This window comes from Mesorhizobium sp. Cs1299R1N3 (genome assembly GCF_037179625.1).
GTDB classification, from domain to species: Bacteria; Pseudomonadota; Alphaproteobacteria; order Rhizobiales; family Rhizobiaceae; genus Mesorhizobium; species Mesorhizobium salmacidum.
Map to the genome: position 1 here is coordinate 767,503 of NZ_JAPYKQ010000001.1, position 26,182 is coordinate 793,684.

At 64.7% G+C, this 26,182-nt stretch carries 25 protein-coding genes; 17 read left to right on the forward strand and 8 right to left on the reverse strand.

Going from position 1 to position 26,182, the window contains the following annotated elements; translation table 11 throughout:
• Positions 1 to 241: 241 nt before the first annotated feature.
• On the forward strand, positions 242 to 742 hold the full coding sequence (locus O7B34_RS03555; RefSeq protein WP_337129066.1) for an MmcB family DNA repair protein: 501 nt from the start codon (positions 242 to 244) through the stop codon (positions 740 to 742).
• Positions 743 to 833: 91 nt separating this feature from the next.
• On the opposite strand, the gene nhaA is transcribed toward O7B34_RS03555, so the two are convergent.
• The 4 genes from nhaA to hrpB all read right to left on the reverse strand — a co-directional run bounded on the left by nhaA (position 834) and on the right by hrpB (position 6,914).
• Positions 834 to 2,030 carry a Na+/H+ antiporter NhaA gene (gene nhaA, locus O7B34_RS03560; protein WP_337144890.1) on the reverse strand — a complete coding sequence of 399 codons (1,197 nt, stop codon included), beginning with the start codon at positions 2,028 to 2,030 and terminating at the stop codon, positions 834 to 836.
• A gap of 302 nt (positions 2,031 to 2,332) precedes the next feature.
• Positions 2,333 to 2,896 carry an ActR/PrrA/RegA family redox response regulator transcription factor gene (locus O7B34_RS03565; protein WP_015314185.1) on the reverse strand — a complete coding sequence of 188 codons (564 nt, stop codon included), beginning with the start codon at positions 2,894 to 2,896 and terminating at the stop codon, positions 2,333 to 2,335.
• Between the two features lie 63 nt (positions 2,897 to 2,959).
• Entirely contained in the window at positions 2,960 to 4,285 is a 1,326-nt protein-coding gene (locus O7B34_RS03570) for an ActS/PrrB/RegB family redox-sensitive histidine kinase (protein ID WP_337144891.1), read from the reverse strand.
• Between the two features lie 166 nt (positions 4,286 to 4,451).
• Positions 4,452 to 6,914, reverse strand: coding sequence for an ATP-dependent helicase HrpB (hrpB, locus tag O7B34_RS03575; RefSeq protein WP_337144892.1), 2,463 nt, complete (start codon positions 6,912 to 6,914; stop codon positions 4,452 to 4,454).
• A gap of 275 nt (positions 6,915 to 7,189) precedes the next feature.
• Between hrpB and O7B34_RS03580 the strand changes: the two genes are divergently transcribed.
• The 15 genes from O7B34_RS03580 (at position 7,190) to O7B34_RS03650 (ending at position 21,077) form a co-directional block, all read left to right on the forward strand.
• Positions 7,190 to 7,879 carry a PIG-L deacetylase family protein gene (locus O7B34_RS03580; RefSeq protein ID WP_337144893.1) on the forward strand — a complete coding sequence of 230 codons (690 nt, stop codon included), beginning with the start codon at positions 7,190 to 7,192 and terminating at the stop codon, positions 7,877 to 7,879.
• Between the two features lie 255 nt (positions 7,880 to 8,134).
• Complete coding sequence (locus O7B34_RS03585; RefSeq protein ID WP_337144894.1) at positions 8,135 to 9,466, forward strand: ABC transporter substrate-binding protein; 1,332 nt, start codon at positions 8,135 to 8,137, stop codon at positions 9,464 to 9,466.
• 125 nt (positions 9,467 to 9,591) lie between these two features.
• Positions 9,592 to 10,539, forward strand: a complete 948-nt coding sequence (locus tag O7B34_RS03590; protein WP_095771946.1) for a carbohydrate ABC transporter permease — start codon at positions 9,592 to 9,594, stop codon at positions 10,537 to 10,539.
• Positions 10,536 to 11,486 carry a carbohydrate ABC transporter permease gene (locus tag O7B34_RS03595; protein ID WP_337144895.1) on the forward strand — a complete coding sequence of 317 codons (951 nt, stop codon included), beginning with the start codon at positions 10,536 to 10,538 and terminating at the stop codon, positions 11,484 to 11,486. The genes O7B34_RS03590 and O7B34_RS03595 overlap by 4 nt, the downstream gene beginning before the upstream one ends.
• Positions 11,483 to 11,689, forward strand: a complete 207-nt coding sequence (locus O7B34_RS03600; RefSeq protein WP_084636526.1) for a hypothetical protein — start codon at positions 11,483 to 11,485, stop codon at positions 11,687 to 11,689. Before O7B34_RS03595 ends, O7B34_RS03600 begins: the two co-directional genes overlap by 4 nt.
• Before the next feature lie 2 nt (positions 11,690 to 11,691).
• Positions 11,692 to 12,804 (forward strand): ABC transporter ATP-binding protein, encoded by a 1,113-nt coding sequence (locus O7B34_RS03605; protein WP_337144896.1) that lies wholly within the window; start codon positions 11,692 to 11,694, stop codon positions 12,802 to 12,804.
• Complete coding sequence (locus O7B34_RS03610) at positions 12,797 to 13,810, forward strand: ABC transporter ATP-binding protein (RefSeq protein ID WP_337144897.1); 1,014 nt, start codon at positions 12,797 to 12,799, stop codon at positions 13,808 to 13,810. The genes O7B34_RS03605 and O7B34_RS03610 overlap by 8 nt, the downstream gene beginning before the upstream one ends.
• Before the next feature lie 71 nt (positions 13,811 to 13,881).
• A complete protein-coding gene (locus O7B34_RS03615) occupies positions 13,882 to 15,525 on the forward strand; it encodes a dihydroxyacetone kinase subunit DhaK (protein WP_337144898.1) in 1,644 nt (547 codons plus the stop codon).
• A 72-nt stretch (positions 15,526 to 15,597) separates the two neighbouring features.
• Positions 15,598 to 16,200, forward strand: coding sequence for a dihydroxyacetone kinase subunit DhaL (gene dhaL, locus O7B34_RS03620; RefSeq protein WP_337145191.1), 603 nt, complete (start codon positions 15,598 to 15,600; stop codon positions 16,198 to 16,200).
• Positions 16,197 to 16,586, forward strand: a complete 390-nt coding sequence (gene dhaM, locus O7B34_RS03625) for a dihydroxyacetone kinase phosphoryl donor subunit DhaM (RefSeq protein WP_140506598.1) — start codon at positions 16,197 to 16,199, stop codon at positions 16,584 to 16,586. The genes dhaL and dhaM overlap by 4 nt, the downstream gene beginning before the upstream one ends.
• A 21-nt stretch (positions 16,587 to 16,607) precedes the next feature.
• Positions 16,608 to 16,910, forward strand: a complete 303-nt coding sequence (locus O7B34_RS03630; protein ID WP_337144899.1) for an HPr family phosphocarrier protein — start codon at positions 16,608 to 16,610, stop codon at positions 16,908 to 16,910.
• Positions 16,911 to 16,951: 41 nt separating this feature from the next.
• Positions 16,952 to 18,526 (forward strand): phosphoenolpyruvate--protein phosphotransferase, encoded by a 1,575-nt coding sequence (gene ptsP, locus O7B34_RS03635; RefSeq protein ID WP_337144900.1) that lies wholly within the window; start codon positions 16,952 to 16,954, stop codon positions 18,524 to 18,526.
• A gap of 9 nt (positions 18,527 to 18,535) precedes the next feature.
• Positions 18,536 to 18,958 carry a hypothetical protein gene (locus O7B34_RS03640; RefSeq protein ID WP_337144901.1) on the forward strand — a complete coding sequence of 141 codons (423 nt, stop codon included), beginning with the start codon at positions 18,536 to 18,538 and terminating at the stop codon, positions 18,956 to 18,958.
• 39 nt (positions 18,959 to 18,997) lie between these two features.
• Entirely contained in the window at positions 18,998 to 19,984 is a 987-nt protein-coding gene (gene dhaK, locus O7B34_RS03645; RefSeq protein WP_337144902.1) for a dihydroxyacetone kinase subunit DhaK, read from the forward strand.
• Positions 19,985 to 20,054: 70 nt separating this feature from the next.
• Positions 20,055 to 21,077: a nucleotidyltransferase family protein gene (locus O7B34_RS03650; RefSeq protein WP_337144903.1), complete on the forward strand. Its 1,023-nt coding sequence runs from the start codon at positions 20,055 to 20,057 to the stop codon at positions 21,075 to 21,077.
• A gap of 8 nt (positions 21,078 to 21,085) precedes the next feature.
• Here the strand turns inward: O7B34_RS03650 and O7B34_RS03655 are convergent, their stop codons facing one another.
• The 4 genes from O7B34_RS03655 to O7B34_RS03670 all read right to left on the reverse strand — a co-directional run bounded on the left by O7B34_RS03655 (position 21,086) and on the right by O7B34_RS03670 (position 24,042).
• A complete protein-coding gene (locus O7B34_RS03655; RefSeq protein WP_337144904.1) occupies positions 21,086 to 22,069 on the reverse strand; it encodes a serine kinase in 984 nt (327 codons plus the stop codon).
• Positions 22,066 to 22,500 (reverse strand): lasso peptide biosynthesis B2 protein, encoded by a 435-nt coding sequence (locus O7B34_RS03660; RefSeq protein WP_337144905.1) that lies wholly within the window; start codon positions 22,498 to 22,500, stop codon positions 22,066 to 22,068. Before O7B34_RS03660 ends, O7B34_RS03655 begins: the two co-directional genes overlap by 4 nt.
• An 11-nt stretch (positions 22,501 to 22,511) precedes the next feature.
• Positions 22,512 to 22,796 carry a PqqD family protein gene (locus tag O7B34_RS03665; protein ID WP_337144906.1) on the reverse strand — a complete coding sequence of 95 codons (285 nt, stop codon included), beginning with the start codon at positions 22,794 to 22,796 and terminating at the stop codon, positions 22,512 to 22,514.
• A 433-nt stretch (positions 22,797 to 23,229) separates the two neighbouring features.
• The gene (locus O7B34_RS03670; RefSeq protein WP_337144907.1) at positions 23,230 to 24,042 is read right to left on the reverse strand and encodes a DUF2259 domain-containing protein; all 813 of its coding nucleotides are present in this window, start codon (positions 24,040 to 24,042) and stop codon (positions 23,230 to 23,232) included.
• 152 nt (positions 24,043 to 24,194) lie between these two features.
• Between O7B34_RS03670 and O7B34_RS03675 the strand changes: the two genes are divergently transcribed.
• Positions 24,195 to 26,102, forward strand: a complete 1,908-nt coding sequence (locus O7B34_RS03675) for a propionyl-CoA synthetase (protein WP_337144908.1) — start codon at positions 24,195 to 24,197, stop codon at positions 26,100 to 26,102.
• Positions 26,103 to 26,182 lie beyond the last annotated feature (80 nt).

The following is a 26,182-nucleotide window of genomic DNA, read 5'->3' on the forward strand; positions in this document are numbered from 1 at the left end:
ACTATAAGGGCGCCAAGGGCAAAACCACCCTGGGGGAACAACCGCACCCCCGTCCTTTGCAAGAATTCCGTCTCCAGCGGGTCTGTCGGACCAAGCGGGCCGCCCTCAATATGTGCCCACTCGGGCCGAGGTTGCCGCGCAGCCTTAAGCTCGGCAACTCGCGCACCCAATTGGCCTAGCTGCGCTCGCAACTCATTTTCACAGGTTCAAACCGTGAACAAAATCTGGCATGGTGCCTGCCATGCCAATCATCTCCCCGATTCCCCTGAACCCTCTGATCGACGGTCGCCAGTCCGAGCGCGCCATGCTGGTGCGGCGGGGCGTGCAGCGACTGCTGATGCAAATGGGCGCGCATGTGCTGCCTGAACTGTCGCTGGCCACCGGCCGCCGCGCCGATCTCGTGGCGCTGACACGGCAGGGCGATATCTGGATCATCGAGATCAAATCCTCGATCGAGGATTTTCGCGTCGACCGCAAGTGGCCGGACTATCGCCTGCATTCCGACCGTTTTTTCTTTGCCACCCATCCCGGTGTGCCGGCGGAGATTTTTCCGGAAGAGTGCGGCTTCATCCTCTCCGACGGATATGGCGCCGAGATTTTGCGCGACGCGCCGGAGCACCGCATGGTGGCGGCAACGCGCAAGGCGCTGATGCTGCGCATCGCGCGTGCGGGCGCAGCACGGCTGCTCGCGGCGGAGCTTGCGGGGGTGGCGGTACCGGCGCTGGAGGGGGAGAGCGAGTAATCGCGGCCCTGAAATTGACGCCGGGACGGCGTCCGCAATCTTCCGATGTTGGCGGCGCGGCGTTGCCAGCAGATGATTCAGCCCGGAACTGCTACTCCTCCGTCCCTTCCACGCCACTCGCAGCCGGCGCCATCAGCAGCACCGCGGCACCGAGCAGCGCGGCGATGAAGGAACCCGCGAGAATGCCGACCTTGACCGCGTCCTGCAGCGCCACATCGCCGGCGAAGGCGAGCAGGCCTATGAACAGGCTCATGGTGAAGCCGATGCCGCACAGCAGCGAAATGCCGACCATGTGCGACCAGCCGGCATGGGCCGGCAGGTCGGCGAGGCCGAAGCGGATGGCGAGCGCGGAGGAGCCGAACACGCCGACCAACTTGCCGACGACGAGACCGGCCGCGACGCCCAGCGTCAGCGGCTCGATCAAGGCGCCGAAACTCAGGCCGGCAAGCGAAACGCCGGCATTGGCGAAGCCGAAGATCGGAACGACGATGAACGCCACCAGCTTGTGCAGGCCATGCTCGAGCCGGTGCAGCGGCGAATGGTCGAGATCGTGGCCGATCCCGGCGGAGCGTTCGAGCGGAATGGTGAGCGCAAGTGCTACGCCGGCCAGCGTGGCATGGACGCCCGACTTCAGCACCAGCACCCACAGGATGGCGCCAAGCACGAGGTAAGGCACCAGGGTCATCACCCGCATGCGGTTGAGCACGACAAGCGCGGCAATGACGGCGAAGGCCGCGCCGAGATAGGCCAGCGACAGACCGCTGGTGTAGAAGATGGCGATGATGATGACGGCGCCGAGGTCATCGATGATGGCAAGCGCGGTCAGGAAGACCTTCAGCGAGGCCGGCACGCGGCTGCCGAGCAGCGACAGGACGCCGAGGGCGAAGGCGATGTCGGTGGCGGTCGGGATCGCCCAGCCGGACAGTGCGGCCGGATTGCTGCTGTTGATGGCGACATAGACCAGAGCCGGCACCACCATGCCGCCGGCCGCGGCGATGCCGGGCAGCACCCTGCGCGGCCAGGTCGAGAGCTGGCCATCCAGCATCTCGCGCTTGATCTCCAGCCCGACGAGCAGGAAGAACACCGCCATCAGCCCGTCATTGACCCAATGCGAGACGCTGAGCGGGCCGAGATAGGCGTGGAGAACGGCGAAATAGGTTTCGGCAAGCGGCGAATTGGCGACGATCAGGGCAAGGGCCGCCGCCACCATCAGGACAATGCCGCCAGCCGCCTCGCTGTCCAGGAACTCGCGGAAGACGGAAACCGGCCGTTGCTTCAAATCCTGCATTTTGCCTCCGTCATGTCGCCTGCTCGGCGGGCTTCATTGTCCAGGCGCCGGCGCCGCCCCTCACCTGCCTGCCGGCATCCTCTCCCCGTATAGTGACGGGGAGAGGGGCGCTCTCGCAACCGGTTTCGCCAATCGTCGACGTCGCCAGAAGAGCGTCGCCATTGCCGCTAGCCCCTTCTCCCCGTCACTATACGGGGAGAAGTACCCGGCAGGGCGATGATGGGCAGCGCTGACTTCGGCGATTGGGTCGTCTCCACCGCAGGCTGTAAATTTTCATCGATCCCAGGCGGCAGCCAGCGATCCTAACGCGGTGCGCGCTTGGCGAGGATCCGCTGCAGCGTGCGGCGATGCATGTTGAGCCGGCGCGCGGTCTCGGAGACGTTGCGTTCGCACATCTCGTAGACGCGCTGGATATGCTCCCAGCGTACGCGGTCGGCCGACATCGGGTTTTCGGGCGGGGCGGCGCGCTCGCCGGTGGTGCGGGTCAGTGCCGCAAAGACATCGTCGGCATCGGCGGGCTTCGACAGATAGTCGACGGCGCCGAGCTTTACGGCGGTCACCGCGGTGGCGATGTTGCCGTAACCGGTCAGGATGATGGTGCGGGAATCCTCGCGCTTCTCGCGGATGGCGGCGACCACGTCGAGGCCATTGCCGTCGCCGAGCCGCATGTCGACCACCGCATAGGCGGGTGGATTGGCGCGGGCCTTGCCCACGGCCTCCTCGACGCTCTCCGCCGTCTCGACCACGAAACCCCTGGTTTCCATGGCACGGGCCAGACGGGTCAGGAACGGCTTGTCGTCGTCGACGATCAGAAGCGAGGTGTCCTCGCCTTCAACCATAGGCCCACTGTTTTCATCGCCTGTCATCGTCTCGAAAATTCCTGCTGCCTTATTTTTACGCAGATATAGTTTTGCGGGGCTATTGTCCAATTACGCAGTGTCAAACATGGTCGCCGGGGCCGTTTCCGGGTTCAGGAAGACGCTCCTCGGCCAGGAAATCCGCACCACGGCCCCTTCGCCGAGGCCGCTCGAATTGCGAAAATCGAGCGTGGCGCCAGACCGTTCGAGCAATGTCTTGGCGATGAACAGGCCGAGCCCGAGGCCGCCTCCGGCTTCATTGCCCTGGCGTGTCGACATATAGGGCTCGCCAATGCGGTCGATGATCTCGGGCGGAAAACCCGGGCCATCATCGGTGATCGAGAAGGAGACCATCGCCTCGTCCCAGCTCCAGCGTATGGTGACGCTCTTGCGGGCGAAATCGACGGCGTTCTCGACCAGGTTGCCAAGGCCGTAGATGACACCCGGATTGCGCCGCCCGACCGGCTCCGGTCCGGACCGCTCGCCCGGACGAAGCTTGATCGAGATGCCGAAGTCGCGATGTGGCGCGGTGACCTCCTCGACCAGCGAGGTCAGCGGCAGGCGGGACAGATGCGCCTCGCCTTCGGACGACAGGCTGGTCAGGCGCTTCAGGATTTCGCGGCAGCGCTCGCTCTGCGAGCGCAGCAGCTTCACGTCTTCCCCGTATTTCGGATCGGTGCCGAGCGCCTTCTCCATTTCCTTGACGACCAGCGTGATGGTGGCGAGGGGCGTGCCGAGTTCGTGCGCGGCGGCGGCGGCCAGCCCGTCGAGCGCCGAAAGATGCTGCTCGCGCTGCAGCACCAGTTCGGTGGCGGCGAGCGCGTTGGCCAGAAGCCGGGCTTCCGCGGCCACCCGGAAGGCGTACATGGCGGTGAAGGCGATGGACGACAGCACCGCCATCCACATGCCGGCGACATACACGAAGGGCATCGCCAGCGGCGCGTCCTCATGCCAGGGCAGCGGCAGATGGCGGAAGACCAGCAAGGTCGCCGCTATCATCACCAGCCCGCCAAGGATGGCGGTGAGGCGAAGGGGCAGCGAGGTCGCCGAAATGACGACGGGCACGGTCATCAGCAGCGAGAACGGATTGGTCAGGCCGCCGGTCATATAGAGCAGCCCGGCTAGCTGCAGGCTGTCGAAGATCAGGATGCCGAAGGCTGCGAACGGAGTGAGCCGGTGCGCGGCCGGAAACCGGAAGGCCAGAAACAGGTTCATCCAGGCCGAACAGGCGATCAGGGCAAAACACAGGCTGACCGGCAGCGGGAATTTCAGGCCGTAGGCGACGACGAGCACCGTCACGCTCTGTCCGACAATGGCCAGCCAGCGCAGCCGGATCAGCGTGTTGAGGCGCAGTCGCTGGCTCTGCTGGAAATCGGGCGTGTTCAGGATGTTGATCATGGCAATGGATTACAGCCGTGGGAGGAATAGCGCCAGCAGCGCTGTCAGCCCGAGGCCTCCCCAACTTTGTCATCCCTGGGCGAAGCAGGAGCGAAGCTCCGTCGCGGAGACCCTGGGATGACGAAATGATGAGCGCCAATCGCCAAGGCGTGCGTTATCCCCAAGGCTAGGTCCCTCGCGGTTTGGCGCGGGCGGTGGCGGCGGCGAGTAGCGGGTTTTCCGGCCAGACATGTTTGGGATAGCGGCCGCGCATGTCGGCGCGCACGTCGGCCCAGGAGCCGCGCCAGAAGCCGGGCAGGTCGCGCGTCGTCTGGATCGGCCGGTGTGCCGGCGACAACAATTCGAGCGTCAAGGGCACGGTACCGTTGGCGATCGAAGGATGGCGGTCGAGGCCGAACAGTTCCTGGACGCGGACCGCCAGCACCGGCCATTCGCCGTCATAGCGGATCGGCACGTGGCTGCCCGACGGAGCGTCGAAATGGGTCGGGGCCAGCGTCTCGACCTTGCGCTGCAGGTCGTGCGGCACGAGCGACGCCAGCCCGGCCGGGACAGTGCCGGCGTCGATGGCGGCCAGGGATGCCGCACCGGACAGAAACGGCAGCAGCCAGTCGTCGAGGCGTCCGATGAGTGCTTCATCCGACATGTCCGGCCAGGGCGCGCCTAAGCCTTTGTGCAGCCAGGACAGCCGCTGGCGCAGCGTCTGGGCCTCCTTGCTCCAGGTCAAAAGGGAAAGCCCATGCTCGCGCAAGGCCTCGATGATGGCGCGGTCGGCATCGGCGCCGGCCGGCGCCGGCAGCATGCGTTCGGCGAGCGTGATGGCACCGAGGCGCACGGTTTCGCGCACCCGCACGGCGCGGCGCTCGCGGTCGAAGCTCGTCTGCCTGCGCGTTTCGATCTTGCCGGCAAGCGTTGACCGGATGTCCTCCTCGCTGATCGCCGCCGCCGCCGTGATGCGGGCATTCTGCGCCTTGCCCTGCAGGTCGGCGACGACCAGAAAGGGTTCGCCCGCCAGCGGATCGGCGGCATCGAGCATGGCGCCGGAGCCATTGGCCAGCACGAAACGGCCGCGCTCGCCGCGCGCCTTGGCGACGCGGTCCGGCCAGGCATGGATGAGCAGGGTTCCGGCTGGAACAGCTCCGCTGGTCTTCGCACCACCTGCCTGCCTGGCCAGGCGCTCGGCAAGCTGGCGCGCCGACGTGGCACGCGGCGATTTCTCGCCGCGAAAGCGCATCAGCCGCCGTTCGAGATCGGCACCGTCGCCGCCGAGGCCACGCTCGGTGAGCAGCACGGCGAGCATGGCCGCTTCCTGCGCCTCTCCGGCCTTCGCCGCCTCGGCGACCATATGCGCCAGCCGTACCGGCAGAGCGAGCTTGCGCATCGAAGCGCCCGCGTCCGTCAACCGGCCTGCCTCGTCGATGGCATCGAGTGCGCGCAACAGCGCCCTTGCTTCATGGAGCGCTGGAGCCGGCGGCGGATCGAGGAAAGCGAGCGTCCCGGGATCGGAGACACCGAAGGTGGCGCAGTCCAGCAGCAGGCCGGATAGGTCCGCCTCGAGGATTTCCGGCGGCGTGAAGGCGGGAAGTGCCGCCGTCTGCTCAGCCCGCCACAGCCGGATGGCGACGCCGGCCTGCGTACGGCCGGCGCGGCCGGCGCGCTGCTCGGCGGAAGCCTTGCTGACGCGAACTGTCTCCAGCCGTGTCAGGCCGCTGGCCGGCTCATAGCGCGGCAGCCGCGACAGACCGGAGTCGATGACGACGCGCACGCCGTCGATGGTGATGGAGGTTTCGGCGATCGAGGTCGCCAGCACCACCTTGCGGCGGCCCGCCGGCGCCGGCTTGATCGCCGCGTCCTGCGCCTTGCCGTCGAGCTGGCCATAGAGCGGGACGATATCGGTGTCGGCGCCGACCTTGCCGGCCAACCGCTCGGCGGTGCGCTCGATCTCGCGCTGGCCGGGAAGGAAGGCAAGCACGCTGCCGCTCTCGTCGGCAAGCGCGGAGCGGATTGCCTTGGCCATGGCGTCCTCGATCGGCATCCCGGCCGGCCGTTCGTCATACCTGACATCGACAGGGAAGGCGCGGCCCTGGCTTTCGATCACCCGCGCGCCCGACAGGAGTTTTGCGACCCGTGCGCCGTCGAGCGTTGCCGACATCACCAGCAAACGCAGATCCGGCCGCAGCGCGCCTTGTACATCGAGGGCGAGAGCGAGACCGAAATCGCCGTCGAGCGAGCGCTCGTGGAATTCGTCGAAAATGACGGCCGAAACGCCGGGCAGTTCAGGGTCGTCAAGGATCATGCGCGCAAGCACGCCCTCGGTGACGACCAGGATTTTCGTCCGCGCCGAGGTGCGGTTTTCCATACGCATGGCATAGCCCACCGTGGCGCCGGGCTCTTCCCCCAGCAGTTCGGCCATGCGGCGCCCCGCGGCGCGGGCGGCAAGCCGGCGCGGTTCGAGCAACACGATCTTGCCCGTGCCCAGCCAGGGCGCATCTAGCAGCGCCAGCGGCACCAGCGTGGTCTTGCCGGCACCGGGCGGTGCCACCAGCACGGCGCTGTTGTCGGAGCCGAGCGTCTCGCTCAGCGCCGGCAGCACGGCGGATACCGGAAGCTCCGGCAAGGGTCTGGTCGTCATTGCGATCGCATATCAGCGGTCGCGGGCGCCGTGCAACTCGTGAAAGTCGCGCCGGTTCAAAGCCGGGTGCGCGAAAAGGGATTCCAGCGCACCTTACCCAGCCGCGCTTCCTCGCGCACCAAGCAGCGGCAAACAGGGTCGAGAAGAAGCCGATCTCGAACACCGTGAATTGCCCCCAGGCTCTTGATAACGGCATCGCTGCCCGATTAGCTTGCATAGGCGATCATGGCGAGCAGGATACCGTTCGGCACGTTTTCATTTCCGGGGAGAGAAAGTTGAAAATACTGGCGCTCGGTGCGCATGCGGACGACATCGAGATCTTCATGTTCGGTACGATGGCCGCCTATGCCGCGCAAGGCGCGGAACTCAGTTTTGCCGTGGCCACCGATGGTGCCAGGGGCGGCAAGAGCGATCCCGCTGTTCTGGCTCGTGTCCGCCGTGAGGAAGCGCTGGCCGCGGCCGCGCTGCTCGGGGCGGCGCCGCGCTTCCTCGACTTTCCCGACGGCGGGCTGGCGGCGGACGCCGCACTGATCGATGCGCTGAAAACGCTGATCAGCGACATCGGGCCGGATCTTGTGATCACGCACGCGCCCAACGACTATCACGCCGACCATCGCGCGCTGTCGGACGGCGTGCGCATCGCTGCGTCGTTCGGCGTCCCCGTGCTGCATGCCGACACGATGGGCGGCACCGGGTTCTCGCCGACCCACTATGTCGATATTTCCGCTCATGCCGACATCAAGGCCCTGGCGATCCGCATGCACCAGTCGCAGGACCCGGATCGCTTCGTCGATATCGCGCTGACGCAGAACCTTTTTCGCTCGGGCCAATGCAATGGCGCGCAAGGCTCGCTGGCCGAAGCCTTCCGCTTCGAGCCGACGTTTCCATTCGGCGACATCCGTGCGCTGCTTCCGCCACCCCCGCCGATCAGGACGGTGATGGTGAGCACCAAGCGGGTCGACTGACCTTCCGGACCGCGTCCACAATCCGCGCTCGTCCGGCCGGGCCCTCGGCGCTTTTCCCAACGTTTTCAGAGACCGACTTCAGCATGTTGCGGCGCAGCAACGAATTCGCTTGCCTTGTTTAGTAAAAATTGCATCACTAAACAAATTACTAAACATCCCGCGGCGCAACGATGCCGCCATGTTTGGGACTCTGAGGAGAGAGGTTGAGGTTCTTGAGACCGCCATCCGGGCGTGTTTCACAAATGGGAGGAAGGCATGAAATCGAGCTTGAAACTGGCGTTGGGACTGACCTCGGCGATCGCAGCGTCGACAGCCGTCTCGAACGCCGCGCACGCTGAAGACCTGACGCTGTGCTGGGCCGCCTGGGACCCGGCCAACGCGCTTGTCGAACTGTCCAAGGATTTCACCAAGGAAACCGGCATCGGCATGAAATTCGAATTCGTGCCGTGGACCAACTATGCCGACCGTTTCCTCAATGAGCTGAACTCGCACGGCAAGCTCTGCGACCTGATCATCGGCGACAGCCAGTGGATCGGCGGCGCGGCCGAGAACGGCCACTACGTCAAGCTGAACGACTTCTTCGACAAGGAGAAGATCAGCATGGACGACTTCGTGCCGGCGACCGTCGTCGGCTATTCGGAATGGCCGAAGAACACGCCCAATTACTGGGCGCTGCCGGCCATGGGCGACGTCGTCGGCTGGACCTACCGCAAGGACTGGTTCTCCAAGCCCGAGCTGCAGAAGGAGTTCAAGGAGAAGTATGGCTGGGACCTCGGCCCGCCTACCACCTTCGACCAGCTGAAGCAGATCGCCGAATTCTTCCAGAAGCGGCAGGTCGACGGCAAGACCGTCTACGGCGCCTCGATCTACACCGAGCGCGGCTCCGAAGGCATCACCATGGGCGCCATGGACGTGCTCTACAGCTATGGCTTCCAGTACGAAAACCCGAAGAAGCCCTACGAGATGGAAGGCTTCGTCAACTCCGAGAAATCGGTGAAGGGGCTGGAGTTCTACAAGGCGCTCTACGACTGCTGCACCCCTCCCGGCGCCTCGAACAGCTACATGGGTGAAGGCGTCGATGCCTTCAAATCCGGCCAGGTGGCGATGCACATGAACTTCGCCTTCACATGGCCGGGCCTGCAGAAGGACGAGAATGTCGGCGGCGACAAGATCGGCTATTTCGTCAATCCCAAGGGGCCGGACGGCGGCCAGTTCGCCCAGCTCGGCGGCCAGGGCATTTCGGTGGTGTCCTATTCCGACAAGCAGGAAGCGGCGCTGAAATACATCAAGTGGTTCGCCAACAAGGACGTGCAGTCCAAGTGGTGGTCGCTCGGTGGCTATTCCTGCCTGAACGCGGTGGTCAAGGATCCGAAATTCCCGGCCAGCCAGCCCTATGCTCAAACGTTCCTCGACTCGATGGCCATTGTGAAGGACTTCTGGGCCGAGCCGAGCTACGCACCGCTGCTGCAGGCCTCGCAGAAGCGCTTCCACGACTATGTCGTCGCCGGCCAGGGTTCGGCCAAGGATGCGCTCGACGGGCTGGTCAAGGATTGGACGCAGGTCTTCCAGGACGATGGCAAGATGTAGCCGCGAGGCAATATCCAAGGCTCCTCCCGAGCTGTGACCGCCGCGTCCCGTGCCGCCCTTGGCACGGGACGCGGTTCAGATAAATTCCATCACAGAGACGCCAAGTGACCGAAGCAGGACTTGCCATGCTCAATCGGACCGCGGAGAACGTTGCCCGGGCAACCCCGGAACCGTTGGCGCGCAAGGTCCGGGGCATCAGCGACAAGGGCCTCGCCTGGCTGTTCATCTCGCCGACGATCCTGTTGCTGCTCGCCATCAATATCTTTCCGCTGTTCTGGGCGATCTACCTGTCGTTCACCAATTTCCGCGCCAACCGCCCCAACGAGGTGGTGAAGAACCTCGGTTTCGCCAACTACCAGCGCATCCTCGGCGACCAGGACATCTGGATCGCCATGCAGACGACGGCGCATTTCGTGTTCTGGACCATCCTCTTGCAGACGCTGATCGGCTTCACGCTGGCCTGGCTGATCGACAGGAAGTTCCGCGGCCACGCCTTCTGGACGACGCTGATCCTGGTGCCGATGATGCTGTCGCCGGCGGTGGTCGGCAATTTCTGGCGCTTCCTCTACGAGCCTCAGATCGGGCTGTTTTCCTACGTCATCTCGTTCGTCTCGGGCATTCCGCCGACAAGCATCCAGATGCTGTCCAACGTGTCGCTGGCACCGTGGTCGATCATCATCGTCGACACCTGGATGTGGACGCCATATGTGATGCTGATCTGCCTCGCGGGCCTGCGTTCCATCCCTGAATACATCTATGAGGCGGCCGAGGTCGACCGTGCCTCGAACTGGCGACAGTTCTGGTCGATCACCCTGCCGATGGCGCTGCCCTTCATCATGCTGGCGGTGCTGTTTCGCGGCATCGAGAACTTCAAGATGTTCGACATGGTCAATCTGCTGACCGGCGGCGGACCGGGCTCGACCACCGAGGTGGCCTCGATCACGCTGAAGCGGCAGGCCTTCGAAAGCTGGCGCACCGGCTATTCGTCAGCCTTCGCCATCATCCTGTTCGTCGCGGTGTTCGGTCTCGCCAACATCTACGTCAAGGCGCTCAACAAGGTGAAACAGAGATGAGCCTGACCACTGCCCATTCGGTCGTCGCCCCCTCGGCAGGTTCGAAGCGCATCGCCGGCGCCATCATCATCGCCTACGCATTGATCTCGATCGTGCCGCTGTTGTGGATCTTCGCCACCAGCTTCAAGACGCCGCCGGACTCGATCGCCTATCCGCCGAAGATCGTGTTCCAGCCGAGCATCGAGGGCTACTGCAATTTGTTCACGACGCGGACCAGGCAGACGCCGGACTACATCAACTCGCTCGGACCGGCGACCGGCTTCTGCGACGAGACGGTGCGCAAGCGCAACATGGTGATCGCCGGACCATCCAACTTCCTGCCGCGCTTCATCAATTCGCTTGTCATCGCCTTTGGCTCGACCTTCTGCGCCGTCTTCCTAGGCACGCTGTCGGCCTATGGCTTCTCGCGCTTCAAGGTGCCGCTCGCCGACGACCTTCTGTTCTTCATCCTGTCGACACGCTTCATGCCGCCGATCGCGGTCGCCATCCCCATCTACCTGATGTACCGCGAGCTTGGGCTGTCGGACACCGCGCTCGGCATGATCCTGCTCTACACTGCGGTCAACGTATCGCTGGCGGTATGGCTGCTCAAAGGCTTCATCGACGAGATTCCGCGCGAATACGAGGAAGCCGCCATGATCGACGGCTATACGCGGCTGCAGGCCTTCTGGCGCACCGTGCTGCCGCAGGCGACCACCGGCATTGCCGCGACCGCCATCTTCTGCCTGATCTTCGCCTGGAACGAATACGCCTTCGCCGCTCTTCTGACCTCGGGCACGGCGCAGACGGCGCCGCCCTTCATCCCGACCATCATCGGCGAAGGCGGGCAGGACTGGCCGGCGGTCGCGGCCGGCACGACGATCTTCCTGGTTCCGATCCTTGTCTTCACCATCCTGCTCCGCAAGCAATTGCTGCGCGGCATCACCTTCGGCGCGGTGCGCAAATGAGCATGACCAAGCCCATCAAACGCAAGTCTCGCTGGCCACGCTGGGCAAGGCGCGGGCTGATGGAAAACATCGCGACCGCACTGATCGCCATCGGCTTCCTGATGCTGTTCCAGCCCTTCGCGCTGTCGCTCTACACCTATTCCTTCATCACCATGCTCGCCGGCACGGTGATGTTCATCATTGTCTCGAAGTTCCCGGAATAATCATGGCCGAGATCCGCGTCCAACATCTGAGAAAGGCCTTCGGCGATTTCGTCGCGGTGCAGGACTCCAACTTCGTCGTCGAGGACGGCGAGTTCTTCGTCATGCTCGGGCCATCGGGCTGCGGCAAGACCACCACCTTGCGCATGATCGCCGGGCTGGAATTGCCGACCGGTGGCCAGATCCTGCTCGGCGGCGACGATGTCACCATGCTCAGGGCACGCGAGCGCGACATTGCCTTCGTCTTCCAGCTGTTCGCGCTCTATCCGCACATGAATGTGCGCAAGAACATCGGTTTTCCGCTGCTGGCGCAAGGCATGCCGTCGGCCGAGATCCGCACCCGCGTCGAGCAGACCGCGAAGCTTCTGCGCATCGACCATCTGCTCAACAAATCGGTCTCGGGACTGGCGGGCGGTGACCGCCAGCGCGTCGCGCTTGGCCGCGCCATCGTGCGGCGGCCGAAATGCTTCCTGATGGACGAACCCCTGGGGACCCTCGACACCGAATTCCGCGATTTGATGGTCCATGAGTTGCGCGAGCTGCACAACCGTATCCACGCGACGACTGTGTACGTCACACATGACCAGATGGAAGCGATGTCGATGGCCGACAAGATCGCCGTCATGAACCATGGCGTCATCGAGCAGTTCGGCACACCGCGCGAGATCTACGACCGCCCCGCTACCATGTTCGTCGCCGACTTCATCGGCTCGCCGCCGATGAATTTTCTGGGCTTCGGCGGCGGGCTCGCCAAGGGTGTAAAGGAGATCGTCGTCCAGGGTGCCAGGGTCGCGGTACCGGAAGTGCGCGAGGACATCGCGCCGGCCGACATGGCGCTCGGCATCCGGCCCGAGCACATCCGCTTCGACGATGCCTCCAAGCTGCGCGGCGCCATCTACGGCACCGAATATCTTGGCACCACGCAGATCGTGGCGGTGGAGACGGCGGACGGCATCATCAAGGCGCGGGTGCCGGCCGAAATTCGGCTCAACACCGGCGACCATGTCGGCCTGACGCTGAACAGCGCGCGGCTGTCCCTGTTCGACAAGGGCTCCGGGCGCGCGGTGAGAACCGCGATCCACGATACTGCCTCGGAGCGGAGAGTGCAGCATGGCTGATGTGCGCATCAAGGGCGTGACCAAGAATTTTGGCGAGCATGTCGCCGTCAACGGTCTCGACCTGCATATAGCTGACGGCGAATTCGTCGTGCTGCTGGGACCGACCGGCGCCGGCAAGACGACGACGCTGCGGCTGATCGCTGGGCTGGAGCGGCCGGATGCCGGAACGATCGAGATCGGCGGCCACAATGCCACGAACCTGTCGCCGGCCGAGCGCGACACCGCTTTCGTCTTCCAGCAATATTCGCTCTATCCGCATTTGTCGGTGTTCGACAACCTCGCCTTCCCCCTGCGCTCGCCGGCGCGGAAAATACCGGAAGACCAGATCCGCCGGCGGATCGAGGAGGTGGCGAAGATGGTGCGCATCCATCACAAGCTCGCCAACCGTTCGACGAAATTGTCGGGCGGCGAGATGCAGCGCGTCGCCATCGGCCGCGCGCTGGTGCGCAAGCCGTCCATCTATCTGATGGACGAGCCGCTGTCGTCGCTGGACGCCAAGCTGCGCGCGGATCTCAGGCTCGAACTGAAGCGCATCCAGTCCGAACTCGGCGCCACCATGCTCTACGTCACGCACGACCAGATCGAGGCCATGACCATGGCCGATCGGATCGGCATTCTCGCCGACGGCGTGCTGGTGCAGATCGGCTCACCACGAACCATCTATTCCGAACCGGCAAACCTGCATGTGGCGGCACGGCTCGGCCAGCCCGCGATCAATCTCCTGCCGACGGGGCTGCTGCCTGACGGCGGCGCGCCGGTCGGCACCAGGACGATCGGCGCCCGCACCGAGCATCTGGCGATCGAGAAAGCCATGAACGGCCATGCCGACGGCGTTGTCGACTGGGTCGAGCATCTCGGCGACCAGAACCATCTGCATGTGACGGTAGGGCCGAAGAAACTGGTGACGCTGACCGATCCCGACACCGATCTCGCGCAGGGCGACAAAGTGATAATCCGTTACCGGTCGCCGCTCTATTTCGGCGCCGACGGACAACGACTGATGTGAATGATTTTCGGCATCCCCGCCAAGGTTATGCCGGCTTCTGATTGACGATTGCGAAATACGGGACGAATTCGATGAAGCACTTTTTCAACCGCAGGGAAACGATCGTCACCGAGGCGCTGGACGGATTGTTGCGCACCATTGGCTCAGGCGACCTCGCGCGCCTCGACGGCTATCCCGAGATCAAGGTCGTGCTGCGCGCCGATTGGGACAAGTCCAAGGTTGCCGTCGTCTCCGGTGGCGGCGCCGGGCACGAGCCGTCGCATGCCGGCTTTGTCGGCAAGGGCATGCTGACGGCTGCCGTCTCGGGCGAAATCTTTGCCTCGCCGAGCGTCGAGGCCGTGATGGCGGCCATTCGCGCGGTCACCGGTCCTGCGGGTTGCCTGCTGATCGTCAAGAACTACACCGGCGACCGGCTCAATTTCGGCCTGGCGGCCGAGAAGGCGCGCGCCGAAGGTTTCCGGGTCGATATGGTGATCGTCGCCGACGACATCGCGCTGCCCGATATCGCCCAGCCGCGGGGTGTTGCCGGCACATTGTTCGTGCACAAGATATCAGGCCATCTGTCGGAAGCCGGCCGCGATCTGGCCGAGATCGCGTCAACCGCGCGTGCTGCTGCGAAGGATATCGTCTCGCTCGGCATGTCGCTGTCGTCCTGTTCGATCCCAGGCCAGCCGCATGAAGACAGGTTCGGCGCCGACGATGGCGAGCTCGGCCTTGGCATCCATGGCGAGCCCGGCGTCGAGCGCATCGCGGTGCAAAGCGCCGACCGGCTGGTAGCCATTATGGCGGAGCGCCTTGCGGAGCGGCTCGACCCGAAGGCCACCTATGCCTTGCTGATCAACAATCTGGGCTCGGTGCCTCCGCTCGAAATGTCGCTGGTTGCCAATGCGGTGCTTGCCTCGCCGCTCGCCAAGACCGTCAAGCTGACGATCGGCCCCGGGCCGCTGATGACGGCGCTCAACATGAACGGTTTCTCACTGTCGCTGATCAAGCTCGATGCGGCGCGAAAGGCTGCCTTGCTGGCACCGGTCGGCCCGCATGCCTGGATGCCGGCAAAGCCGGTCGTTGCGCCTGCTGTCGTACCTATGACCAAGGCAGCCGGACAAGGCGCGGCGCGCAAGGCCAGCCAGGATGCAGGCACCAGGCGCTTGATCGCCACTGTCTGCGAAAGGCTGATTTCGCTCGAAGCGACATTGAACGGGCTGGACGCCAAGGCGGGCGACGGTGACACCGGCTCGACCGTGGCGACCGGCGCGCGCAGCATCCTCGAACGGCTCGATACGCTGCCGCTTGCCGGGCCGGCCGCGACCCTTGGCGCGATGGGCGATATCCTGAGCGCCTCGATGGGCGGCTCCAGCGGCGTGCTGCTGTCGATCTTCTTCACGGCGGCTGCGCAGGCAATGGACAGCGGTGCGAAGCTATCCAATGGGCTGCTCGCCGGCCTTGAACGAATGACCTTCTACGGCGGAGCCAGACCGGGCGATCGCACCATGGTCGACGCGCTGGAGCCGGCCTTGAAGGCGCTCGACGGCCAGGGCCTGGAGGAAGCCGCGATAGCGGCCCAGCGCGGCGCCGAGGCAACGGCCGAGATGGAGAAGGCGAAGGCCGGCCGGTCCGCCTATGTCGGCGCCAAATTGCACGGCGTAATCGACCCCGGCGCCCATGCCGTGGCCGAAGTGTTCGCGGCTGCTGCTACGCTGCTTGTCACGGCCTGACGCATGCACCAGTTGTCGAACGACCGTTCTTTCGCTACTGCGGGCAAGGTGGAAACCGGGAATTCGGGCGACATGACGGCGCTGGACCTTTCGAGGCTGATCACCGCGGCCGCGGACACGATTGCCGCTCACGCCGAGGAATTGACGGCGCTCGACCAGGCGATCGGCGACGGCGACCATGGGCTGAACATGAAGCGCGGCTTCGAAGCCGTGCGCGCCGAGGCCGATGCGTTCGCGGCAAAGCCGCTGCCCGACGCCCTGAAGGCGATCGGCACCAAGCTGGTGATGACGGTGGGCGGTGCCTCCGGCCCGCTCTTCGGCACGCTGTTCATGGCGCTCGGCAAGGAGATTTCGGCGGAGCCCGACCATGCCAATTTGACGGCTGCCTTCGGCAAGGCGATCGAAGCGGTGGCCGCGCGCGGCAAGTCACAAGTCGGCCAGAAAACCATGCTCGATGTGCTGCAGCCGGTGCATGACGCGTTGGCCGGGGGAAAGACGGCGGCTGAAATAGCCGACATCGCGGACGCCGCCGCCGAAGCGACCGTGCCGATGAAGGCGCTGCGCGGCCGTGCCTCGTTCCTCGGCGACCGCTCCATCGGCCATATGGATGCCGGCGCGCGCTCGACAGCGCTGCTGGTGCGCACGGTCGCGCAAATCATCGGGGACAAAGCATGAGCAATGTCGGGATCGTGATCGTGTCGCATTCACCGCTGGTCGCGGAGGGCACGGCCGACATGGTACGCCAGATGGTGGGCGACGAAGTGCCGCTTGCGTGGTGCGGTGGAAATGGCCATGGCGGGCTCGGCACCAATGTCGAGGCGATCATGGGCGCCATCGACAGGGCCTGGTCGGAAGCCGGCGTTGCCGTCCTTGTCGATCTCGGCGGCGCCGAGACCAACAGTGAAATGGCGGTCGAGATGATCGGCGAGCCGCGGGCGCACAAAATCATCGTCTGCAACGCGCCGATCGTCGAGGGCGCGGTGATGGCGGCGACCGAGGCATCCGGCGGCGCCTCGCTGCGGGAAGTGGTCGCGACGGCGCACGAACTGTCGCCGTCGTGAGTGAACGGGATTTTTGAAGACATGTCAGAAACCGCCGAAGCGACCGTCCTGATCACCCATGATGTGGGCCTGCATGCGCGTCCTTCGGTGAAGTTGACCAAGCTGGCCAAGAGCTTTGCCGCCGACGTGGAAATTGCACTCGCCGCCAACGGCCCATGGTTCGATGCCAAGAGCATCGTCAAGGTGATGGCGGCCAAGGCGCCGAAGGGCACGGTGCTGCACATCAGGGCCAATGGCGATGGTGCCGATGATGCTGTCCGCTCGCTGATCGAACTGGTGCAGCGCGATTTCGACGAGGATGCCGGCCATGTCCGCTCGGCTTGAGGTCGATCCATGCCGTGGCCTACCCGCTGGGAATGCGGGCCATGCGCATTGAGGGTGTTCCAGCCTCGGCCGGCTATGCCGAGGGGCCTCTGTTCGACCTCGGCCGGCCTGCAAGCATCTACGCGAGCAAGGCAAGCGCCGCGGAAGAGAAGACATCGTTGGAGGCCGCGATCAGCACGGCGGCGAACCGGCTCGTGGCCATGATCGAAACCGCCGACAGCGATGCCGCCGGCATACTCGAATTCCACCTCGCCATGCTGGAAGACGACGCGCTGAGCGGACCGGCCTTCGCGTCGATCGCTTCCGGAGAACCCGCCGACGCGGCTTGGCGGCAGGCACTCGATGCCGAGATCGCCGGCTACGACGCCTCGGACCAGGATTATTTCCGCGCCCGCGCCACGGACCTGCGCGACATCAGGGACCAGGTGCTGCGCGCCCTGACCGAGGACGGTGGCAGCACGGCACCGGCCGGCGCCATCCTCCACGGCGAGGACATCGCGCCGACGCGGTTTCTCGAAACCGACTGGAGCCATGGCGGCGGCATCGCGCTGAAGGCAGGCAGCACCGCCAGTCATGTCGCCATGCTGGCGCGCTCGCGTGGCGTGCCGATGGTCGTGGGTCTGCGCGAGCCGCTCACCGCTGTTGCCGGCATCGCGCTGCTCGACGCGGAGCACGGCAATATCGTTCTGGCGCCCTCGCCCGCGGAGATCGGCTCGTTCCGGCAGGCATCCTCCGCCTTCACCGCCCGCCAAGGCGACGCGCGGACCTTTCTGGCACGACCGGCGGCGACGAAGTACGGTACCGCCGTGCGCGTGCAGGTCAACATCGCCGACCCCAGGGATGTCGACGCCATCGATATCGAAACCTGCGACGGTGTCGGCCTGATGCGCACGGAATTCCTGTTCGGCAAGACGCTGCCGGATGAAGAGACCCAGTATCGCGCCTATCGCAAAGTGCTGGAATGGGCCGGCGAAAAACCAGTGACGATCCGTACCGTCGATGCCGGAGGCGACAAGCCGGTGCCGGGCTTCACCGTCGAGGAAGGCAATCCGTTCCTTGGCCTGCGCGGCATCAGGCTGTCGCTGGCCAGGCTCGACATATTCCGTGTTCAAATCAGGGCATTGCTGCGCGCCGCACCACACGGCAATCTCAAAGTCATGTTTCCGATGATCGCCACGTCAGAAGAGTATGAACGCGCCGCCGCCCTGTTCGCCGAGGAACGGGCAGCCCTTGCCGCGCGCGGCATCGCGCAAGAAATGCCGCCGCTCGGCATCATGGTCGAAGTGCCTTCGGTGGCCATCGCGCCGGAGGCGTTCGCCGGCGTCGCCTTCCTGTCGATCGGTTCCAACGATCTGACGCAATATGTGATGGCGGCCGCGCGCGACAATGCCGCTGTGGCCCACCTGAATTCTGTTCGTCATCCCGCGGTGCTGAGGCTGATCGGTTCGGTCTCGGCCTTCGGACGGGAAAACGGGATTCCGGTCAGCCTGTGCGGGGATGCCGGCGGCGACCCCGCCTCGATCCCGTCGCTGCTGGAGGTCGGCCTGCGCGATCTCTCGGTCGCGCCGGCGCAACTCGCCATGGCCAAGGCGGCCATCGCGGACGTCCCGGTCTAGGCGGTAGGCATGATCGATATCAAACTCGAACCCGGTTCCGAAGAAGCGATCCGCGCCTACAAGACGATCCTGTCACAGGTCATCGACCAGCGCCCGTCCGGCATGCGCCAGCGCCTTGCCGACGCGCTTGGCAAGCACCGCAGTTTCGTCACGCAGATTTCGAGCCCCACCTATTCGATCCCGATCCCGTCCAAGCATCTGCCCGCCATCTTTTCCGTCTGCCATTTCAGCCAGGCCGAGCGGGACCAGTTCCTTGCTGCCTATCATCAGGCGCATCCAGGGAAGATCTCGGTCGCCGCGGGCGCGCGCAAGACAAGGCATGTTTCGCTCATCGTGCCGGATTTCGGCGACGACAAGCAGAATGCGGCGCTCGACCGCGCGATCAACGAATTCATCCAGAAGGTCACCAGCATCACCGGCAAGAGTGGCTGATTGCCCCTTGATGTCAGGCTATTTCGGGAGGAGACGGCCATGAAGAAATTCATGAACTCGGTGGACACGGTGCTGACCGAGAGCCTCGACGGTTTCGTGGCCGCTCATGCCGACATCCTGGTGCTTGGCGAGGAGCACAAATTCATCCGCCGCAAGATGCTCAAGCCGGGCAAGGTGGCGCTGATCTCCGGCGGCGGCTCCGGCCACGAGCCGCTGCATGGCGGCTTTGTCGGCCATGGCATGCTGGACGCCGCCTGCCCCGGCCAGGTGTTCACCTCGCCGACGCCGGACCAGATGCTGGCCGCCGCGCAAGCTGTCGACACCGGCGCCGGCTGCCTGTTCATCGTCAAGAACTATGAGGGCGACGTGATGAACTTCGACATGGCAGCGGAAATGTCGGAAGGCGTGCTTCAGGTGGTGACCAATGACGATGTCGCTGTCGAGAATTCGTCCTACACGACCGGACGGCGCGGCGTCGCCGGCACGCTGGTGGTTGAGAAGATCGTCGGCGCGGCCGCCGAGCACGGGCTGGGGTTGCCGGCGTTGAAGGCGCTGGGCGAGCGCGTCAACGACGCGACCCGCTCGATGGGTGTGGCGTTGACCAGCGGCACCGTGCCGGCGGCCGGCAAACCGACCTTCGATATCGGCGATGGCGAGATGGAATTCGGCGTCGGTATCCATGGCGAGCCCGGCCGCCGCCGCGACACCTTGAAGAGCGCCGATGCGATCGCGCAGGAGATCTGTGCCGCGATCCTTGGGGATCTGGATGGCAAGGCGAAAGGCCCGGCGCTGCTGTTCGTCAACGGTTTCGGCGGCACGCCGCTGATGGAGCTCTACTTGATGTACAACAGCGCTCGCCGGATTTTCGAGAAACATGGCGTGACGGTAACCCGCTCGCTGGTCGGCACCTATGTCACCTCGCTCGACATGGCCGGCTGCTCGATCACGCTGGCCCTGCTCGACGACGAACTGACGGGCTGGTGGGACGCACCTGTCCACACGGCCGCGCTGCGCTGGGGCCTATAAGGCTGGCTTCGGCCGCGCTTTTCTGCAACCATTCTGGACAATCCACTTAGCCATGGATTTGCCCGGGTTGATGCTGCCCTCCCTCACCTTCGCAGAAGAAAGACTGCTGCTGCGCTTGGCCGATCCGGAGGCCGCGGCGGTCGAGGACAATTTGTCGGCGAAGGCACTGTCGGCGCTGCTCGACAATGCCGAATTCCACGGCGTTCTGCCGATCATGCTGCGTAAGCTCAGGGAGCGCGGCGACGCGGGCCTGCCTGAAGATTCAGGCCTGCAATCCAAGCTGGATGATCTGCGCCAGAAGGCGACGATCGCCACCGGCCAGTCGATGCTGCTGCAGTATCATGGCGACCGCATCATGAAGGGGATGGCGGCGGAAGGCATTCCGGCACGGATCGTCAAGGGACCGGTCTTCGCGCGAAAACTCTACCGCAACATTTCCGACCGGCCGTTCACCGACATCGACATCCTCGTCGAGCCCGCCAACCTTGCGCGAGCAAACCAGGTGATCGCGGCGTCAGGCTTCGAGCTTGGCAGCAACGAAGCCGAATCCTACCAGCTGCAGGAGTTCAAATGGCAGGAGAAGGAGAACTCCAGCCTGCTGGTCGAGCTGCATGGCGACCTTGTGCACGATACCGGCATGCGGCGGCGCCTGTCCCTGGGCTTTCACGAGTTGGGCATCATTGACGGCGAGGCGACGGACACGCCGGCAGCCCTTTTGACGATCGCCATCGTGCATGCGGCAGGGGGGCATAAATTCCACCGGCTGCAGCTTTGTGTCGACGTGCTGCAAGGCGTACGGGCGCTACAGTCGCCGAAAGCAGAGCAACGCCTGCTCGATGCCGCCCGCATGACCGGCACCGAACTCGAACTGGCGATCGTGCTCAACGTGACCGGCCAGTTGTTCGACGAACCGCATGCGTTCGAACTGGCAGAGCGGATCAAGCCCGACCTGTCGATACGGCTGGCCAAAAAGCTGATCACGACGAACACGCTGCTCAGGGTCAATTCCCGGGAGAAGATCGGCTCGCGCCTGCGTCGCGATGCGTTCCGCTGGATCCAGCGGCTGGCCAAAGCCAGGCCATACGCGGCTTGAAGTGGCCGTCAGCCCCGTGACGTCAATGTGGCGCTTATCAGCGCCGCCGCATCGGCCGGACGCGCGCCCACTTCCAGGGTGAAGGTCGGCACCGAGGAGACCAGCTTGCCGATCGTCGCCAGCCGGCGCTTCTGCAGCGGCAGCAGGCCGGTCATGCCGGTGCGGACATTGTCCATCGCCAGCGCCACCATCGCGTCGGTCCGGGCCATGGGCGCGAGCCGGGTTTCTTCGTCGGCCGATCGCGCGAGGTGCAGGAGTGCTGCTACCGGACGGGCGGTCGGGTTTTCGATTTTTATGATCCGGCCCAGCTTTTCCAGCGAAACAGCCTGTTCGCCGTTACGGTCCCAGGACGGCCCGAGACATGGCGCCACAAGCGGGATCATCCGCGCTGTCTTCTCATGGATCTTGACGAGGCGGGGCAAACCCCAGGCAACAGGCGTGGCGGAAGCGACATTCAGGATCATGGCATCGTCGGAGCACAGGCCGAATCCTTGCGTGGCCAAGGCCAGCGATGTGGTGGTCTTGCCGGTACCGCTCGGGGCATGGACCAGCACGACGGCGTCGCGGCCCGGCAGCGTCAGGCCCGCGGTGTGCAGCATATGTTGGCCGCCGGCATCAAGTGCTGCGTCCAGCATCAGCATCGATGGCGTCCAGGCGGCCTTGCTGTCGGGCACGATGCGGAGTCGAGCCCAGCCCTTCTCGTTGATCTCGACGGTCTGGCGTCCCGGCAGGACGAGATGCACGCTGGCGCCGTCCGTGATCATCCGGCAGTAGCCGTCGTCCGGGATCTCCCCGTCGAAGACCAGGGATCCGGCGGGTGTCTCGTCCAATGCTTCCGCCTCGACGATGTCGAGATGAAAATCCGCTTCGGTCGAACCTTCGACGCGCAGGCTGGCGAGCATCCTGTCGAAGTCCCGCCATAGCTCGGCACGGTCGGCCGAAATGCCGAGGACATGGCCGTTGAGATCATAGAAGGCGCAAGGTCTGGTCAAGCGGCGCGCACTTTCGAGGCGCGGTCATGGTGGCGATAGATCTCGACCATGCCAGGAAGGCTGTAGCTGACCACCGGCCTGCCGTCGAGGCAGACCCAGCAATGCGCCGACAGCCGCGACGTTTGCAGCGACTTCGGATCGACGCCGAAGCGCAACTCCGGATCGAAGCCGGCAAGGCGCAGGAAACGATGGCCGAGCAGTCCTTCCCGCAGGCATCTGCGGTCGCGCATCAGCCAGGGACGGCGCACGGCACGGTTGACGCGGGCGATAATGTAGGCGGCTGGCAAGCCGCGATAGGGCGTCGGCGAGGCGAGCGGCGCCCATTTCAGCACCTCCTCGAAGCTGCGGTTGGCAATGAGGACCGGCATCAGCCGCGCGCTTGCCCAGAGATGGCAGCGGAACAAGGCGCGCAGGAGGGGACTGTCCGCCATCAAGCAGCCCTTCAGCTATCTGGAGCGGCGAGGATGCCTTCCGAGACCAGATCGGTCGCCAGCGCCGCCATGTCCTCGTCAAGCGTGCCTTTGTCGACCTCGAACTCCTCGCAAAGCAGGCCGACGATCTGGCCGAGGCTGCGCGCGCCATCCACCTTGTCGAGAAAAGCTTCGGTCGTGCCGTTGCAGGTATAGAGCTGGCCGCTGCGCGCCAAAAGCACGACCGCGCCGTCGCCGACATGCTGAACCGAGGCATCGTCCGCCAGCCGCAGAACCGTTCCAGAGGCAATTTCCATCGCGAGCCCCAAAAGCCAAGCAAAACCCCGAAATGAGATAGCGCGGTGGTAGGGCGCTGTCTATCGGCCGTCCGGGGGATGGCCCGCGCAGCTCTGTGTTTGCGACAGGCTCTCGTCAGGCCGCAACGTCCATCCACTGCCGAAATCGTCCCAGAAATAGTCGTCGGAATGACGCGGCAGGCGAGTGCGTTGACCGGCAAGACCGTTGCTTTTCTTCCCTTGGGTAAGGTAAGAACTCCCGGGACTTGGGGGATAAGCGTATGCGTTACAATTGGGAGCGGGCTCCAACGACTTTCGAACGTCATCGAAAAGCTCTTGCGACAGCCATTTTGATCTTCGGCGGTGTCGGCCTCATGCTGATGGCCTTGCCGATCTAGTGCAATCCACATTTGTCCAGCGAATCCGGTTCGTTAGACGGCTATCGATGGATAGCTCAGCGGAGCTGTCCGGTCACGGCGATGAAGCGGCGATCACGCCCTTCAAAGCCTTGGCTGAAGCGCTGCACCAGCACGACGATCACCGCCGGATTGCCAGCCGGTGTGTATTCATAGGATTCCGACAGGCTGTAGGAGCTCGGGCAGTTCCTCGAGCCCGGCACGGCCTTGTCCTCATGCAAGGTCCTGAAAGGCTTGCCGTCCTGGCCTTGCAGCGTCAGCCGGAAACCGAGCGCCTTGCCCGATGAGTCGCCTTGCTGGGTGTCATCGAAGCTCGCCGAACAATCGGCCGTGCTGCCGGCCAGAATCTGTTCCAACTGGATCGTCGAAGCCCCGGTTTCGTCATAGAGCGGCGAAAGCCATTTCTGTGACACCTGCTCAAGGCGGGGAATGTCGTTGTAGGCGACCATCTCACCGGGAAAGGTGAACTTGTCGGAAGCCGTCTGCTTGCCGCGCGATGCGATGGCATATTTGGCAAGAGTGGGTCCTGCCTTGGCGGTCGCTTGCGCCCTTGCCTGATCGAGGGTCAGCGTCGACTCCTCGGATTCGTCGACGATCAGGATCGGCTTGCCACCGACGAACTCGTCGGTTCTGATATCAATGATATCAATCTCGGAATAGCCGGAGGCCGAGGCACCGGCGTCGAGCGTTCCATATTGTTCGAAGGCGAAATAGACGCCATCGGGCGAGAAGCCGATGATACGCCGTGCCGCGGCATCTCCGGCATGGGCGGTCCCGGCTGAAACCGCCAGTGCCACGCCAATTGCCAGCCCAATCGCCGGCCTTGCCGCGATAGACCACCGATGGTGCATTCGTTCACCCCCCTCGATAGCCGCCACTTCACGACACCGCGCGTGTCAGGTCAAGACGCGGCCGACTGAGACGAAAATGCAGGGAGACATCGCCCGAAGAAACAACATAGGCTATTGCCGAGGACCGCAAATCGTTCCTGGGGAGGTTACGGATGGCTTCACGCTATCACGAGGTCTATGACGGCTGGAAACGCGACCCGGAAAAATTCTGGGCGGAGGCGGCCGAGGCCATCGACTGGTATTCGCCCTGGGACAAGGTGTTCGATGCCGCCGCCGGCGTCTATGGCCGCTGGTTCACCGGCGCGACCTGCAACACCTGCTACAACGCCCTTGACCGGCATGTCGCCGGCGGGCGGGCCGACCAGATCGCACTGATCCATGACAGCGCCATCACCGGAACGGTGAAGAAGTTCACCTATGCCGAGTTGAAACGCGACGTGGTGGCGCTGACCTCGGTGCTCAAGAACCGCGGCGTCGGCAAAGGCGACCGCGTCATCATCTACATGCCGATGGTGGCCGAAGCGGCCATCGCCATGCTCGCCTGCGCCCGCATCGGCGCCGTGCATTCGGTCGTGTTCGGCGGCTTTGCCTCGCATGAGCTTGCCACCCGCATCGACGACGCAAAACCGAAACTGATCATCTCGGCCTCCTGCGGCCTGGAGCCGGGCCGGGTGGTCGCCTACAAGCCGCTGCTCGACAAGGCGATCGAGATGTCCCGCCACAAGCCGGACGCCTGCCTGATCCTGCAGCGCGACCAGTTGCGCTGCGATTTGAAGGACCATTTGGACATCGACTATGCCGACGCCGTCGCCCGAGAACGGGCGGCCGGCGCCAATGTCGACTGCGTGCCGGTGCTGGCGACCGACCCGCTCTACATCATCTACACGTCGGGCACGACCGGCCAGCCCAAGGGCATCGTGCGCGACAATGGCGGCCACATGGTCGCGCTGAAATGGACGATGGACAACGAGTTCGGCGTCAAGCCGGGAGAAGTGTTCTGGGCGGCGTCCGACGTCGGCTGGGTGGTCGGCCATTCCTACATCGTCTACGGACCGCTGCTGCATGGCTGTACCAGCGTGCTGTTCGAAGGCAAGCCGATCGGAACGCCCGATGCCGGCACCTACTGGCGGGTGATCTCGGAGCATGGCGTGGTCGCGTTGTTCACCGCGCCGACCGCCTTCCGCGCCATCAAGGGGCAGGACCCCAAGGGCGAGTTCGTGCCGAAATACGATCTGTCCAAATTCCGCACGCTGTTCCTCGCCGGCGAGCGCGCCGACCCCGAAACCATCAAATGGGCGGAACAGAAGCTCAACGTGCCGGTGATCGATCATTGGTGGCAGACCGAGACCGGCTCGCCGATGACGATCAATCCCGCCGGGCTCGGCCTGTTGCCGGTGAAATACGGCTCGCCCGGTGTGCCGATGCCGGGCTACGACATCCGCGTGCTCGACGATGCCGGCGATGAGGTGCCGCGCGGCACACTGGGCAATGTCGTGGTCAAGCTGCCGCTTCCGGCGGGCTGCCTGCCGACGCTGTGGAACGCCGATGCCCGCTTCCGCCAGGCCTATCTCAATGAGTTCCCCGGCTTCTACAAGACGGCCGATGCCGGCATGATCGACGAGGACGGCTATCTCTACGTGATGGCCCGCACCGACGACATCATCAACGTCGCCGGGCATCGGCTGTCGACCGGCGCGATGGAAGAAGTGCTGGCCGCCCATCCCGACGTCGCCGAATGCGCCGTCGTCGGCATCGCCGATGCGATGAAGGGCCAGATTCCGCTGGGCTTCGTGGTGCTGAACGCCGGTGTCGCGCGCGAAGGCGGCGCCATCGAGAAAGAGGTCGTCGCGCTGGTGCGCGAGCGTATCGGCCCGGTCGCCGCCTTCAAGACGGTGGTGACCATCAAGCGGCTGCCCAAGACGCGGTCCGGCAAGATCCTGCGCGGCACCATGCAGAAGATCGCCGACAAGGAAGCGTGGACGATGCCGGCGACCATCGACGACCCCGCCATCCTCGAGGAAATCACGGCGGCGCTGAAGGCGCGTGGCATCGGCGTGTAGGGAGCACTGCCGGCATCTGGGTGGCGCTGCCGTTCCGCGATGTCGCGGCGCCGCGAACTTTCTGACGGCCGCAGGGCGGG